Annotated in this window: 12 protein-coding genes; 7 read left to right on the top strand and 5 right to left on the bottom strand. The window is 59.2% G+C overall.

All coding sequences use genetic code 11. The annotated features are described in order from the left end of the window. Positions 1-131 precede the first annotated feature (131 nt). From ACM6I0_RS24380 to ACM6I0_RS24360, 5 genes are all read left to right on the top strand, one after another. Positions 132-1559: a di-heme oxidoredictase family protein gene (locus ACM6I0_RS24380; protein WP_414923481.1), complete on the top strand. Its 1428-nt coding sequence runs from the start codon at positions 132-134 to the stop codon at positions 1557-1559. Positions 1560-1586: 27 nt separating this feature from the next. Further along, positions 1587-2651 (top strand): imelysin family protein, encoded by a 1065-nt coding sequence (locus ACM6I0_RS24375; protein WP_285429541.1) that lies wholly within the window; start codon positions 1587-1589, stop codon positions 2649-2651. A 14-nt stretch (positions 2652-2665) separates the two neighbouring features. Continuing rightward, positions 2666-3763 carry a DUF1513 domain-containing protein gene (locus tag ACM6I0_RS24370; protein ID WP_414923480.1) on the top strand — a complete coding sequence of 366 codons (1098 nt, stop codon included), beginning with the start codon at positions 2666-2668 and terminating at the stop codon, positions 3761-3763. 150 nt (positions 3764-3913) lie between these two features. Further along, complete coding sequence (locus ACM6I0_RS24365; protein ID WP_414923479.1) at positions 3914-5062, top strand: efflux RND transporter periplasmic adaptor subunit; 1149 nt, start codon at positions 3914-3916, stop codon at positions 5060-5062. 13 nt (positions 5063-5075) lie between these two features. Continuing rightward, complete coding sequence (locus ACM6I0_RS24360) at positions 5076-8111, top strand: multidrug efflux RND transporter permease subunit (RefSeq protein WP_414923478.1); 3036 nt, start codon at positions 5076-5078, stop codon at positions 8109-8111. 91 nt (positions 8112-8202) lie between these two features. On the opposite strand, the gene ACM6I0_RS24355 is transcribed toward ACM6I0_RS24360, so the two are convergent. The 5 genes from ACM6I0_RS24355 to colR all read right to left on the bottom strand — a co-directional run bounded on the left by ACM6I0_RS24355 (position 8203) and on the right by colR (position 11927). Then, complete coding sequence (locus tag ACM6I0_RS24355) at positions 8203-8430, bottom strand: hypothetical protein (protein WP_090180820.1); 228 nt, start codon at positions 8428-8430, stop codon at positions 8203-8205. A 2-nt stretch (positions 8431-8432) separates the two neighbouring features. Next, positions 8433-9146, bottom strand: coding sequence for a lipopolysaccharide kinase InaA family protein (locus ACM6I0_RS24350; protein WP_285429532.1), 714 nt, complete (start codon positions 9144-9146; stop codon positions 8433-8435). A 3-nt stretch (positions 9147-9149) separates the two neighbouring features. Continuing rightward, positions 9150-9815, bottom strand: a complete 666-nt coding sequence (locus tag ACM6I0_RS24345) for a class I SAM-dependent methyltransferase (protein WP_414923485.1) — start codon at positions 9813-9815, stop codon at positions 9150-9152. A gap of 164 nt (positions 9816-9979) precedes the next feature. After that, positions 9980-11254 (bottom strand): sensor histidine kinase, encoded by a 1275-nt coding sequence (locus ACM6I0_RS24340; RefSeq protein ID WP_285429530.1) that lies wholly within the window; start codon positions 11252-11254, stop codon positions 9980-9982. Then, positions 11244-11927 carry a two-component system response regulator ColR gene (colR, locus tag ACM6I0_RS24335; RefSeq protein ID WP_090180812.1) on the bottom strand — a complete coding sequence of 228 codons (684 nt, stop codon included), beginning with the start codon at positions 11925-11927 and terminating at the stop codon, positions 11244-11246. Before colR ends, ACM6I0_RS24340 begins: the two co-directional genes overlap by 11 nt. A gap of 206 nt (positions 11928-12133) precedes the next feature. Between colR and ACM6I0_RS24330 the strand changes: the two genes are divergently transcribed. Both ACM6I0_RS24330 and ACM6I0_RS24325 read left to right on the top strand, forming a co-directional pair. After that, positions 12134-14083, top strand: coding sequence for an LTA synthase family protein (locus ACM6I0_RS24330; RefSeq protein ID WP_414923477.1), 1950 nt, complete (start codon positions 12134-12136; stop codon positions 14081-14083). 52 nt (positions 14084-14135) lie between these two features. After that, positions 14136-14879, top strand: a complete 744-nt coding sequence (locus ACM6I0_RS24325) for a phosphatase PAP2 family protein (RefSeq protein WP_414923476.1) — start codon at positions 14136-14138, stop codon at positions 14877-14879. Positions 14880-14952: the final 73 nt, after the last annotated feature.

Below are 14952 nucleotides of genomic sequence, written 5' to 3'. Positions count from 1 at the left end.
ACTCCCACAGGGGGATCGTGTTAGCCCAATAATTCTTGCCCCACATCAAGTAAACGATAATTCCTCTTATTCAAACTCCCGTGCCCTGTTAGACTTTGCGCCCTTGTTTTGCTCGTCTTGCAGGATGTCTGATGCCCTCGCTGCTTCTTCGCTTGTCCGCACTGTTGCTGGCCCTGGGCCTGAGTGCCTGCGATGACGCCCCGCGTTTTACCAAGGCCGAACCCGGTGAATCCCGGTCCGGTGGTGCAGCGACCGTGCGCAAGTCCGATCAGAACGCCTTTTCCCTGCCCTCCGCCAACCTGCCGCCGTCACGGCGCGTGGACTTCAGTGTCGGCAACAGTTTCTTCCGCAGCCCCTGGGTGATCGCTCCATCGACCACGACCGCCCGCGATGGCCTCGGCCCGTTGTTCAACACCAACGCCTGCCAGAACTGCCATATCAAGGATGGCCGCGGTCATCCGCCGACACCCGATGCGCCAAATGCGGTGTCGATGCTGGTGCGTTTGTCGATCCCCGACGCGCCGGCCTACGCCAAGGTCATCGAGCAATTGGGTGTGGTTCCGGAGCCGGTCTACGGAGGTCAGCTCCAGGACATGGCCGTGCCGGGCGTGGCGCCGGAAGGCAAAGTACGTGTTGATTACACATCGGTCCCGGTGCGTTTCAAGGACGGCACCGAAGTCGAATTGCGCAAGCCGAGCCTGAACATTTCCCAGTTGGGCTATGGCCCGATGCACCCCGACACCCGATTCTCGGCCAGGGTCGCGCCACCGATGATCGGCCTGGGCTTGCTCGAAGCCATTCCCGACGAGGCGATCCTGTCCAACGCCGAAGCCCAGGCCAAGGACAAAAACGGCATCGCCGGACGCCCGAACCGGGTCTGGGATGACGCGCAACAAAAAACCGTCCTCGGTCGATTTGGCTGGAAGGCCGGACAACCGAACCTGAATCAACAAAACGTCCACGCGTTTTCCGGTGACATGGGCCTGACCACAAGCCTGAGGCCCATCGACGACTGCACCAATGCGCAAACCGCCTGCAAGCAGGCCCCCAACGGCAATGGCCCGGACGGTGAGCCGGAAGTCAGCGATAACATCCTGCGCCTGGTGCTGTTCTACAGCCGCAACCTTGCCGTACCGGCACGTCGCGATGTCAACGCGCCCGAAGTGCTGGCCGGCAAGAACCTGTTTTTCCAGGCCGGATGCCAGTCCTGTCACACCCCCAAATACACCACCGCCGCCAACGCCGCCGAACCTGAACTGGCCAATCAAGTGATTCGCCCATACAGCGATCTGCTGCTGCACGACATGGGCGACGGTCTGGCGGACAACCGCAGCGAATTCCAGGCCAGTGGCCGTGACTGGCGCACCCCGCCGTTGTGGGGCATCGGCCTGACGCAGGCGGTCAGTGGCCATACCCAGTTCCTGCATGACGGCCGCGCCCGCAACCTGCTCGAAGCCGTGCTCTGGCATGGCGGCGAAGCCCAGGCCGCGCAGCAACAGGTTTTGTCTTTCAATGCCGAGCAGCGCGCTGCGTTGCTGGCGTTTTTGAATTCTCTTTGAACACTGATCAAGAATCGGGAGCCCGACATGTTCCGTCCCAAGTTGTTATTCACCAGCCTTGCAGCGCTAGCCTTGGGCGCCTGTTCGCCACAGGACCCACAAGCCGTCACCTCGGCGGCGATTGCCAAGTCCGTTATCCTGCCGACCTACACGCGCTGGGTTGAAGCCGACCGCCAATTGGCCGTCAGCGCCCTCGCCTACTGCGAAGGCAAGGAAAACCTCGACACCGCCCGCGCCGACTTCCTGCATGCGCAGAAAGCCTGGGCCGAACTGCAACCACTGCTGATCGGGCCGCTGGCCGAGGGCAATCGCGCCTGGCAGGTGCAGTTCTGGCCGGACAAGAAAAACCTTGTGGGCCGTCAGGTCGAACAACTGGTCACCGCGCAGCCGCAGATCGATGCCGCTGCGCTGGCCAAGTCCAGCGTCGTGGTGCAGGGCCTTTCCGCCTACGAATACATCCTGTTCGACAGCAAGCCGGACGTGGCCAATGAAGCGCAGAAAGCCAGGTATTGCCCGCTGTTGAAGGCAATTGGCGAGCGGCAGAAACAGCTGGCCGAAGAGATCCTGAAAACCTGGAACAACACCGACGGCATGCTCGCGCAATTGAGCAAATTCCCGAACCAGCGCTACGCCGATTCCCACGAAGCCATCGCCGATCTGCTGCGTGTGCAGGTCACCGCCCTCGACACCCTGAAGAAAAAACTCGGCACGCCGATGGGCCGCCAGACCAAGGGCGTGCCACAACCGTTCCAGGCCGATGCATGGCGCAGCCAGTCATCCCTGACGGGCATGGAAGCCAGCCTCGCCGCCGCCAGAACGGTGTGGGAAGGCGTCGACAACAAAGGCCTTCGCGGTCTGTTGCCGAGCGAGCAGAAGCCGTTGGCCGACAAGATCGATGCCGCTTACGCAGCCTCCCTGAAACTGTTCGCCAGCAACCAGCGTTCGCTCACCGAAATGCTCAACGATGACGCCGGGCGCCAGCAACTCAACGACCTTTACGACAGCCTCAACGTCGTCCATCGCTTGCACGAAGGCGAACTGGCCAAGGCGCTGGGCATTCAACTGGGCTTCAACGCCAACGACGGTGACTGATGAGGGCGAGTGCCATGCTGCGACGTCAGGCTCTGACTTTAGGTAGTTTGCTGCTGGGAGCAGTGACACTGGGCGGCTGGACGCTGTTCAAGCAAAAGGACAAAAGCCCGCTGCTGCTCTCGGCACGGGACGATACCGACGGCCAGCACTACGCCGTCGGTTATCGGCTGGACGGCACCCGGGTGTTCGCCACCCGGGTCGGCCAGCGTTGCCACGACATCATTAACCACCCGACGCTGCCGATCGCACTGTTCGTCGCCCGGCGTCCGGGCACCGAGAGTTACCTGATCGACCTGCGCGACGGCACGCTGCTGCAAACCGTGGTCTCGCAGCCGAACCGGCATTTCTATGGTCATGCGGTGATTCACAAGAGCGGTGACTGGCTGTACGCCACCGAAAACGACACCTCCGATCCGGGTCGCGGATTACTGGGTGTGTATAAGTTCGAGGGCGAACGACTGGTGCACAGTGGCGAGATTTCGACCCATGGCATCGGTCCGCATCAGGTGTCGTGGATGCCCGATGGCGAGACGCTGGTGGTGGCCAACGGCGGCATTCGCACCGAGGCTGAAAGCCGGGTCGAGATGAACCTCAACGCCATGGAACCGAGCCTGGTGCTGATGCAACGCGACGGTACGCTGTTGAGCAAGGAAACCCTCGCCCAGCAAATGAACAGCGTGCGTCATCTGGGGATCGCCAGCGACGGTACCATCGTCGCCGGTCAGCAATTCATGGGGCCGTCCCACGAGTCTTCAGAATTGCTGGCGATCAAGCGTCCCGGCCAACCGTTCGTGGCGTTCCCGGTGCCTGAGCATCAGTTGCAGGCGATGGGGCATTACACCGCCAGCGTCGCGGTACACAGTGAGTTGCGGCTGGTCGCCTTGACCGCGCCGCGCGGTAACCGCTTCTTTATCTGGGACATGGACAGCGGCGAAGTGCGCCTGGACGCGCCGCTTCCTGATTGCGCCGGAGTGGGTGCCGTGGCGGATGGATTTGTCGTGACCTCAGGTCAGGGCCGCTGCCGGTTCTACGATTGCCGTCAGACAGATTTGGTTGCAAAACCACTGGAGCTTCCCGCCGGTCTTTGGGACAACCACCTTCACCTCATCTAGACACGGTCTCCTGTAGCCGCAGGCGCAGCCTTCGGCAGCGGCTACAGGGCGTGACGCTGTCCGTCTGTAAGTTCTACCAGTTGGAAACCCCCTCCGACTCGGGGTAATGTGCCGGACTGTCTCACCTGATTTCTCCAAGGAACTGGAACTATGCTGCGTCGCCGCATGCTGATCATGTTGGGTATTGTTCTGCTGATCGTGCTGGTCCTGGCCGCTTACAAAGCTTTCTCCATCTACACGATGATTCAAGGCTTTTCCGCGCCGAGACCACCGATCAGTGTCGCCGTGGCCACCGCGACCGAGCAGCCGTGGCAAGCGCGCCTGCCCACGGTCGGCACGCTGAAGGCGCTGCAAGGGGTCGACCTCAGCCTTGAAACTGCCGGCACCGTCACGGATGTGCAGTTCCAGTCAGGGCAGAAGGTCAAGGCCGGTCAACCGATCGTGCAGCTCGACAGCGATGTGGAAAAGGCGTTGCTGGAAACCGCAATGGCGGACCTCGGGCTGTCGACAGTCAATTACAACCGCGGTAGCCAACTGGTGGGTAGCCAGGCCATCTCCAAAGGTGAGTTCGACCGACTCTCGGCGATCATGAAAAAGGATCAGGCCACGGTCAACCAGCTCAAGGCTTCGCTTGCGAAAAAGCGCATTCTCGCCCCGTTCAGCGGCACCATCGGTATTCGTCAGGTCGATGTCGGCGACTATGTCGCCAGCGGCACGATGATCGCTACGCTGCAGGACCTCAGCAGTCTTTATGTCGATTTCTTCGTGCCCGAGCAGTCAATACCGAAGATCGGCATCGGCCAGTCGGTGCAGGTCATCGTCGCGGCGTATCCGAAAGAAACCTTCCCCGGCACCATCAGTGCGATCAACCCGAAAGTCGAAAACACCACGCGTAATGTGCAGGTCCGCGCGACCCTGGCCAACCCCGATGGAAAATTGCTGCCGGGCATGTTCGCCAGCCTGCAGGTGTTGTTGCCCGACCCGCAGCCGCGCATCGTCGTACCGGAAAGCGCGATTACCTACACCCTCTACGGCAACTCGCTGTACGTGGTGGCGCAGAAAAAAGCCGAAGACGGCAGCGTCGTAAAAGATGACAAGGGGCAACCCGTCCTGATCGCGGAGCGGCGTTTCATCGAAACCGGCGAGCGTCGCGACGGGCGAGTGATGATTACCAAGGGCGTGCAGAACGGCGAAAAAGTGGTCACGGCCGGTCAGATAAAACTGGACAACGGCGCCCACATTGCCATCAGCGACGACAAGACTCTAGCCGAGAAGAACAGCCCGCCGCGCGCGGACTGATCAAGGAATCCCCATGGCTTTTACTGACCCGTTCATCCGCCGCCCGGTGCTCGCCACCGTGGTGAGCCTGTTGATTGTGCTGCTGGGCTTTCAGGCCTGGAGCAAGCTGCCGCTGCGCCAATACCCGCAAATGGAAAACGCCTTGATCACTGTGACCACCGCGTATCCGGGGGCCAACGCCGAGACCATTCAGGGCTACATCACCCAACCGATGCAACAGAGCCTGGCGAGCGCCGAGGGCATCGACTACATGACCTCGGTCAGTCGCCAGAACTTCTCGGTGATCTCGGTCTATGCGCGCATCGGCTCCAACAGCGACCGCTTGTTCACCGAGCTGTTGGCCAAGGCCAACGAGGTCAAGAATCAGCTGCCCCAGGACGCTGAAGATCCGGTGCTGAGCAAGGAAGCCGCCGACGCCTCGGCGCTCATGTACATCAGTTTCTTCAGCAAGGAGCTGAGCAACCCGCAGATCACCGACTACTTGTCGCGAGTCATTCAACCCAAACTCGCCACCCTGCCGGGCATGGCCGAGGCGGAAATTCTCGGCAACCAGGTGTTTGCCATGCGCCTGTGGCTGGACCCGGTGAAGTTGGCCGGTTTCGGCCTGAGCGCCAGCGACGTGACCAACGCGGTGCGCCAGTACAACTTTCTCTCCGCCGCCGGTGAAGTGAAAGGCGAGTACGTGGTCACCAGCATCAACGCCAACACCGAGCTCAAGTCCGCCGAAGCCTTTGCCGCGATTCCACTGAAAGTCGTCGGCGACAGCCGGGTCCTGCTGAGCGATGTCGCGCGGGTTGAAATGGGCGCGGAGAACTACAACTCCATCAGTTCCTTCGGCGGTACGCCGTCGGTGTACATCGGCATCAAGGCCACGCCGGGGGCCAACCCGCTGGACGTGATCAAGGAAGTGCGCAAGATCATGCCGGAGCTGGAAGCCCAGCTGCCGCCAAACCTCAAGAGTGAGATCGCCTACGACGCCACGTTGTTCATTCAGGCTTCGATCGACGAGGTGGTGAAAACCCTGTTCGAAGCGGTGTTGATCGTGATCGTGGTGGTGTTCCTGTTCCTGGGTGCGCTGCGGTCGGTGGTGATCCCGGTGGTGACCATTCCGCTGTCGATGATCGGCGTGATGTTCTTCATGCAGATGATGGGGTACTCGATCAACCTGCTGACCCTGCTGGCGATGGTGCTGGCCATCGGGTTGGTGGTGGACGATGCCATCGTGGTGGTCGAGAACATTCACCGTCACATCGAAGAGGGCAAAACGCCTATCGACGCGGCCATTGAAGGCGCACGAGAAATCGCGATGCCGGTGGTTTCGATGACTATCACGCTGGCGGCGGTTTATGCGCCAATCGGTTTCCTGACGGGGCTGACGGGGGCGCTGTTCAAGGAGTTCGCCCTGACGCTGGCCGGGGCCGTGGTGATTTCCGGCGTGGTGGCGCTGACCCTGTCGCCAATGATGTGCGCCTTTTTGCTGCGTCACGATGAAAACCCCAGCGGCCTGGCGCACCGGCTGGACCTGATTTTCGAAGGCCTCAAGCGCCGCTACCAGAGCCTGCTGCACGGAACATTGAATACCCGGCCGGTGGTGCTGGTGTTTGCGCTGATCGTGCTGTGCCTGATTCCAGTGCTGCTCAAATTCACTAAGTCGGAACTGGCGCCGAACGAGGATCAAGGCGTCATTTTCATGATATCCAACGCCCCACAACCAGCCAACCTTGACTATCTGAGCGCCTACACCGACGAATTCATCTCGATCTTCAAAGCGTTTCCCGAGTATTACTCTTCGTTCCAGATTAATGGTTTCAACGGCGTGCAATCGGGGATTGGCGGCTTTCTGCTCAAGCCGTGGAACGAACGCCACCGCACGCAGATGCAAATCCTGCCCGAGGTCCAGCGCAAACTGGAGAGCATCGCCGGACTGCAGATCTTCGGTTTCAACCTGCCCTCCTTGCCCGGCACCGGCGAAGGGTTGCCGTTTCAGTTCGTGATCAACTCGGCCAAAGATTACGAGTCGTTGCTGCAGGTAATGGACCGGGTGAAAAAACGTGCGAGGGACTCCGGCAAGTTCGCTTTCGTCGACGTCGACCTGGCCTTCGACAAACCGGAAGTCGTGGTCGACATCGATCGGGCGAAGGCGGCACAGATGGGCGTGTCCATGCAGGACCTGGGCGGGACACTGGCGACGATGCTGGGTGAGGCGGAGATCAACCGTTTCACCATTGAAGGGCGCAGTTACAAAGTCATTGCGCAGGTCGAGCGACCGTTCCGGGATAACCCCGAGTGGCTGAACAACTACTACGTCAGGAACACCAAAGGTGAATTGCTGCCGTTGTCGACCCTGATCACGGTGAGCGACCGGGCGCGTCCACGGCAATTGAACCAGTTCCAGCAACTCAACTCGGCCATTCTCTCCGGGGTCCCGCTGGTGAGCATGGGTGAAGCCATCGACACCGTGCGTCAAATCACACGGGAAGAAGCGCCGGCCGGATATGCCATGGATTATGCCGGTGCGTCACGCCAATACGTCCAGGAAGGCAGCGCACTGTGGGTGACTTTTGCCCTGGCACTGGCGATTATTTTCCTGGTGCTGGCGGCCCAGTTCGAAAGCTTCCGTGATCCGCTGGTGATTCTGGTCACCGTGCCGCTGTCGATCTGTGGCGCACTGATCCCGCTGTTCCTGGGTTGGTCAAGCATGAACATCTATACCCAGGTGGGGCTGGTGACCTTGATCGGGCTGATCAGCAAGCACGGGATTCTGATCGTCGAGTTCGCCAACCAGCTGCGAAAGGACAAGGGGCTGACGCCGCGCGAGGCGGTCGAGCAAGCGGCGGCGATTCGGCTTCGCCCAGTGTTGATGACCACAGCGGCGATGGTGTTCGGCATGGTGCCGTTGATCATCGCCACGGGGGCTGGCGCCGTGAGCCGGTTTGATATCGGCACGGTGATCGCCACCGGCATGTCGATCGGAACGTTGTTCACGTTGTTCGTACTGCCGTGCATTTACACGCTGCTGGCCAAGCCCGACGTCAAACAAAGCGTCTGAGCCCTTTGGGAGCGACTGGCGACTTTTAAAAAAAAGGACACAAAAAAAAGGCCTCGAATTATCGAGGCCTTTTATTTTGGCTTGAGTCTGTTCAACTTTGTGGCCTCATTCCTTGAGAGAGTCCGAACATGAACAGCAATAAATCATGATCGGGATGAGTCGCCACGGATGCCTTGGCAACGCGTGGCAACGGACAGTGAGCATCAGCGCTCACGGAACTGATGACCTGCGTGCGGGGCTGCTCCCAGGCAGCCACCGCCAACGAAGCAACTGCCAAGGCTCCTGCTAAAAACAAACCTCGTGCAATTTCGAGTTTCATCGCTATAAACCTTTGATAGCGCTGCCGAACGCCGTCTCATAAAAATAGACGAGATTTGTCCAGTCCGTATCGCTGAACGACGAATGGCGACGCAGTTGTTTCATGTCATGGGCAGCCGCCTGCTGAGCGTTCAGACGCTGGCGGCATTTTTCCAGATCGATCAACGCGATTTCAGCCTTGGCTGAATCACCTTCGCCGGTGACACGCACGAAGACGTGCTTGATATAGATGCAGCTGTGCTGCCAACGGCCCTTGTGCATACGGGCAAGGTTCTCGGCCAGATCCTTCAACACACGTTCATGGACCGCTTCACCATGACGCTCACGCCCACCGCCCGCGTACCAATGTTCGATTTCCTCGAAACCGTCCAGCGACTTGGTCACCAGCAAGGCGCGCCATTTGTGCGCAGGGTCACGTTGTGCGCCACAGAACACCATTTCAGGTACGCGCACGCCCAACTCGCGCAAACCAATCAGGGCATCACGCTCGCGCAACACCGTCGGTCGGCCAAAGGGGTGCAACCAACTGCGATGAATATGTCCGGTCTGGCGCTTGGTGTAGAGCAGCTGGCCGTCGCTGCCATTGACTCGCTGTACGCCACTTTCTCCACCGCGACGGACGTTGGGTTCTTCTACCCATTCACCGCGCTGATTCCAGAAATAGTCGAAGCGGTCCTGGGGAGCGACTTCCGTTTCTGCTGCACATTGCACTGCCATCTGTTACCTCTTGCGTAATACGTAAACCCGCGACATGGCATAGAGCGGTAAAAAGTCCAATTGTTCCTGAATGCGGAAACCCGCCTGTTCAAACTCCTTTTCTACGGTGGCCGCCGGTAATACGAACCGGTTTTGGTAATTTTCCTGCCCACGCTGCTTTTCTGCACGCTTGCGTTTCCACGACTTGAAATTGCCGTCGACCCACAACGAGATAATGACGCTGTCGCGTGTGACACGTTCGAATTCGCGCAGAATGGTCATTCGGTGTTCAGCGTCACCAATGTGATGGAGCAAACGCATGCAGAAAATGCAGTCGACGGCATTATTGGGCAAGCCGATATCGAATGCTGAAGTCTGCAAACGTTTTATCCGTTTGACCACGTCAGCCGGTTGCGCCTTGGCTGCGACCTTCAACATCGATTCGGAACTATCAGCCCCGATGATGGCGCGGTTGGCTTTTTCTGCCAGCACTGGCCAGAAACGCCCCGCACCGCACGGCAGATCGAGTACCAGCCCAGGCTCGCCGGCCAGTGCCAGCGCCTTACGCACCAACTGCTCGTCACGCCAGTGGGACAATCGGCGTCCCAGCCCGTTCTGGTGCTTGCGCAAGTACCGTTGAGCGTGCTGATCGTCGTATTTCTCAGAGAAAAATTTGATCGGTCCATCCATCATAGCGGTCTCCTGAACTTCAGATGACCACCACCATAGGTAGATTCGTGTGAGTCTCAGGTCATCCCTTTGTGAAAAAAGTGTGCTGTAGACAGCCAATCATTTCACGATCATTCACGAGAACGATGAGAGCTTGGAGCTCGATTTTGTTGTGCCGCCCCAGACTACTTCTGGCTCAATTCCACCTCAAAACGACAGCCATTGGGTTCCATGTTGGTCAGGCTGACACTCCACCCCTGGTTCTCGCAGATGCGCTGTACCAGTGACAGCCCAAGCCCCAGACCCTCGCCGCGTTTCTCGCTGCCACGCACGAACGGTTCAAACATCGCTTCGCGCTTATCCTCCGGAATGCCCACGCCACTGTCCTCGACAATGAACCCCGTAGCGGTCAGCGTCAGGCGGATGAAACCGTCTTCTGTGTAATGCAGTGCGTTACGCAGCAGATTACCCATCACCGCGTGCAAGAGGGTGGCGTTGTAGCCTGTGTCCTGCGGATCGCCCGGTTCGAAGATCAGATTCAGCCCTTTGGCTTCGATCGGTTCGCGCCACAGATTGAGCAGCCCGTCGGCTATCTGACGGACCGATTGCTGCGGCGACATGCTGGCGTCTTCTCGTTGCGCCCGGGCCAACATCAAGAATGTTTGCACCAGCTCGCGCATCTCTTCGCACGCGCGGGCAATGCGCTCGACCTGGGCGTGGCCGCGCGGGTCAAGGTGGGGATTTTCCAGCAGTAACTCACAGGAACTGGCCAGTACCATCAATGGTGTGCGCAGTTCGTGGCTGACGTCACTGGTAAACAATCGCTCACGGGTCAGTGCCTGGCGCAAACGCCCAAGTGTGGCGTCGAAGGCAACGGCCAGTTCGCCCACTTCGTCAGCGGCATAGTCTGGAGCCAGAGGCGGGGCCAGCCCCAGCAGTTGATCGCGATGGCGCACTTGGCGGGCGAGTCGTACGACCGGCGCCATCACTTTGCGCGCCAGGATCCAGCCGAGAAAGACCGCCAACGCCAGGCTCAGCACGAAGCCGACCAGCACCACGGCAAACAGCACCCGCTCACGTTCTTCGAAATCGCTTTGGTCTTGAAGCAGGACGTACCGCCGGCCATCAACGATTTCGACTATCGCGTGATATGAAAGATTCTCGCGAAAAACCTCGTGAAAACCGGCATCAAGGTTGCGCAAATCCTTGGGTAGCGCAAAGTCTCCCGGCCCGCCGCTGAAGTAGAACAATTGGTCTGGCTCGGGGCGATGGCTCCAGTCCGAGACACTGTCCATCAGCAACAGGCGCTGCAAATCGCCGCCCAGCCCGGCCGAAATCAGCTTTTCTTCCACCAGGTGCACGGTCGCCACAATGCCCATGGCAAAGGCCCCCGCCACCAGCGCGCTCATCAACGCAAAGGCGATGATGATCCGTTGAGCAAGGCTCTGCTTAAACTCCATCACGGCCCTCGGCCAAGCGATAACCCACACCGTGAACGGTTTGCAGCAATGGCTTGGCGAATGGCTTGTCGATCACCTGACGCAGCTGATGCACGTGGCTGCGCAGGCTGTCGCTGTCCGGGCAGTCATCGCCCCACAGGGCCTCTTCGAGAATTTCGCGACGCAGCACATGGGGACTTTTCTGCATCAGCACGGCGAGCAGCTTGAGGCCGACCGGGTTGAGTTTGAGCAGACGGCCTTCACGGGTCACTTCCAGCGTGTCGAGGTCGTAACTCAAATCGCCCACTTGCAAGGATCGGCGACCGCCACCCTGGGTACGACGCATGACGGCTTCGATGCGGGCCGCCAGTTCGGACAGGGCGAACGGTTTGATCAGGTAGTCGTCGGCACCGGACTTGAAGCCTTGCAGCCGGTCATCGAGTTGGTCACGCGCAGTGAGCATGATCACCGGCGTATCCCGGCGGGCGTCTTCGCGCAGGCGTTTGCACAGGGTGTAGCCGTCGATCCCGGGCAACATGATATCGAGTACGATCAAATCGTAATGTTCGGTAGCCGCCAGATGCAGGCCTGACAAACCGTCCTGCGCACAGTCCACGGTGTAGCCTTTGAGCCCCAGGTAATCGGCCAGATTGGCCAGGATATCGCGGTTGTCTTCAACCAATAGAATTCGCATGGGCACCTCCTCCGCACACAGTAACGGCCGTCATGGCCCGCGCAGCTTAAGGCCAAGTGTGATTCAGGGCTAGGGCGGAACTGTGCGAGAATCAATCCGCTCAACCAAATGAAGGGCTTGAAAAGCTTTTCACTATCGATTCACAGAGCGTCTCTCTGCGGTTGAGTGAGACTCTCGCGCGATTGCAATTAAGGAATATTCGCATAATGGACTTCTTCAAGACTGCGCCAATACGCTTTCTGCTGCTCGTAACAGGCGCCTGGCTGGCCATTTTCACACTGACCCGAACGGTCCTGCTGCTCACGCACCTGGATGAGGCCGGCAGCGGCTTTCTCTCGGTATTTGGCGTTGGCTTGCTGTACGACCTGGGCTTCATTGCCTACGCGGCACTGCCGATGGGGCTCTATTTGCTGCTCTGTCCACCCGCCTTGTGGCGCCGCCGTGGTCATCGCTGGTTCCTTCAGGGGCTATTGACCGTCAGCCTGTTCGCCATGCTGTTCGTTTCGGTAGCCGAATGGTTGTTCTGGGATGAGTTCGGTGTGCGCTTCAATTTCATCGCCGTCGATTACCTGGTGTATTCCGACGAAGTGCTGAACAACCTGCTCGAATCCTATCCCATCGGTACACTGCTGAGCATACTCGCGGCACTGGCGGTAGCCTTGAGCTTTGCCTTGCGCAAACCATTCAATAGCGCGCTGGATGCACCGCTGCCGCCTCTGCGCAATCGGTTGTTGAATGCCGTGGCTCTGTTGCTCGTTGCCGGCCTGAGCCTGCAGTTACTCAGCCAGGACGCGCCGCGCGCTCAAGGCGGGAACGCCTATCAGAACGAATTGGCAAGCAATGGCCCCTACCAGTTCTTCGCCGCCTTCCGTAACAATGAACTGGATTATCCGCAGTTCTACAGCAGCCTGCCGCCCGCCGTCGTTGCCCAGCAGATTCGTACCGAACTGAGCGAACCCAATGCTCGTTTCGTTGGCGAAGACCCGCAGGACATCCGCCGCATGATCGACAACCCGGGGACGCTGCGAAAGCCCAATATCGTACTGGTGACCATCGAGAGTTTCAGCGCCAAGTACATGGGCAGCAATGGTGACAGCCGTAACCTGACCCCTAATCTCGACGTCTTGCGCAAGCAGAGCCTGTATTTCAACAATTTCTACGCTACTGGCACCCGCACCGATCGTGGTCTGGAAGCCATCACGCTGGCGATCCCGCCAACGCCGGGGCGCTCGATCGTCAAGCGTGTGGGGCGTGAAAGCGGGTTCGCCAGCCTCGGGCAGCAACTTTCCGCGGTGGGCTACGACAGCGTGTTCGTCTATGGCGGTCGTGGTTACTTCGACAACATGAACGCATTCTTCAGCGGTAACGGTTACCGCGTGGTCGACCAGAGCAGCGTCGATGAAGCCGAAATTCACTTCAAGAATGCCTGGGGCATGGCGGATGAAGACCTGTATGCCCAGACGTTGAAGCTGGCCGATGCCGACCACGCCAAACAACAGCCTTTCTTGCTGCAACTGATGACCACCTCCAATCACCGTCCTTATACCTATCCCGACAACCGGATCGACATCAAATCCGGCAACGGTCGTGACGGTGCGGTGAAATACACTGACTATGCCATCGGTCAGTTCCTGGATCAGGCACGCAAGAAGCCGTGGTTTGATAACACCATCTTTGTCTTTGTCGCCGACCACACGGCCGGCAGCGCGGGCAAAGAGGATTTGCCGATCAGCAACTATCAGATTCCACTGTTCGTCTATGCGCCGAAATTGATTGAAGCTCGAGAAACGGCGCAACTGGCCAGTCAGATCGACCTCGCCCCGACCTTGCTGGGCCTGCTGAACCTGGATTATCAGTCGACGTTCTTCGGCCGTAACCTGTTGCAGGATAATCCGCTGCCGCCACGCGTGGTGGTTGGCAATTATCAGCATCTGGGCTTGTTCGATGGCAAAAATCTGGCGATCCTGAGCCCCCGGCAAGGATTGCGCCGCCACGATGATGCGTTGACCGAAAGTCGCGAGTCACGTGCCACCAACAGCGATCCGTTGATCACTCGCGCCATCACGTATTACCAAACCGCCAGTTATGGCTTCAAGCAACAGCTGCTTGGCTGGAGAGCGCCCATGGAGGGTGCCGGCCAAGTCAGCGAACGTTAATCGAATGGCCCCGGGCTGATGCCCCGGGGTTTATTCAATCGCAGGATCTCTCATGTCATCATCCGCTGTCCGTCCCACCCCACGCCCGCTCAATTTCTGGGTATGCCTGGGTGTCCCCGCCGTTGCGGCCATCATTTTGATGTTGCTCGAGCTGACATCGCTGGACATGGACCTGGCCAAACTGTTCTACGACCCGGTCGCCGGGAATTTCATCGGGCGCCACAGTTACTTCCTGGAAACCATCGTCCACACCCGCGCCAAGCAAGTGGTCATCGCGTTTTCGGTGTTTGCTATCCTCGCCTTCATCGGCTCCTTTTTCATGGACAAGCTCAAGCCACTCAAGCGTGAACTGGGTTGTCTGGTGCTGTCGTTGGCGTTGGCGACTTCATTCGTGACGCCGATGAAAGCGGTGACCGCGGTGCAATGTCCCTGGAGCCTCGAGCAATTCGGCGGGCATGAGACCTACAGCGAACTGCTCAGCCCGCGCCCGCACACCGACAAGCCAGGCCGTTGCTGGCCGGGTGGTCATGCCGCTACCGGCTTCACACTGTTCGCGCTTTTCTTTGTCCTGCGTGATCGTCGTCCGCGTCTGGCCCGCCAGGCGTTTGTGTTCGCTTTCGCCTTGGGCTCGGTGTTTTCCATCAGTCGGATGATGCAGGGCGCGCACTTCTTCTCCCACAACGTGTGGACGGCGATTTTCTGCTGGCTGATCTGTCTGGGGTCGTATTACTACATCCTGTATCGACCCGCTTTAAAGGCCGGGCGAATAGACAAAGCAGTACCCGCCCGCGCCTGATACACCGTTCTAAATGCGGGAGTGAGGTTGCTCGCTCCGGCAATCAACCGATCCCTCCCCCACGAAATCCGCA

The organism is Pseudomonas sp. IT-P294, assembly GCF_949767865.1.
Classification (GTDB): domain Bacteria; phylum Pseudomonadota; class Gammaproteobacteria; order Pseudomonadales; family Pseudomonadaceae; genus Aquipseudomonas.
Note: the sequence above shows the minus strand (reverse complement) of the source record. Positions and strands in the feature narration are given on the sequence as shown.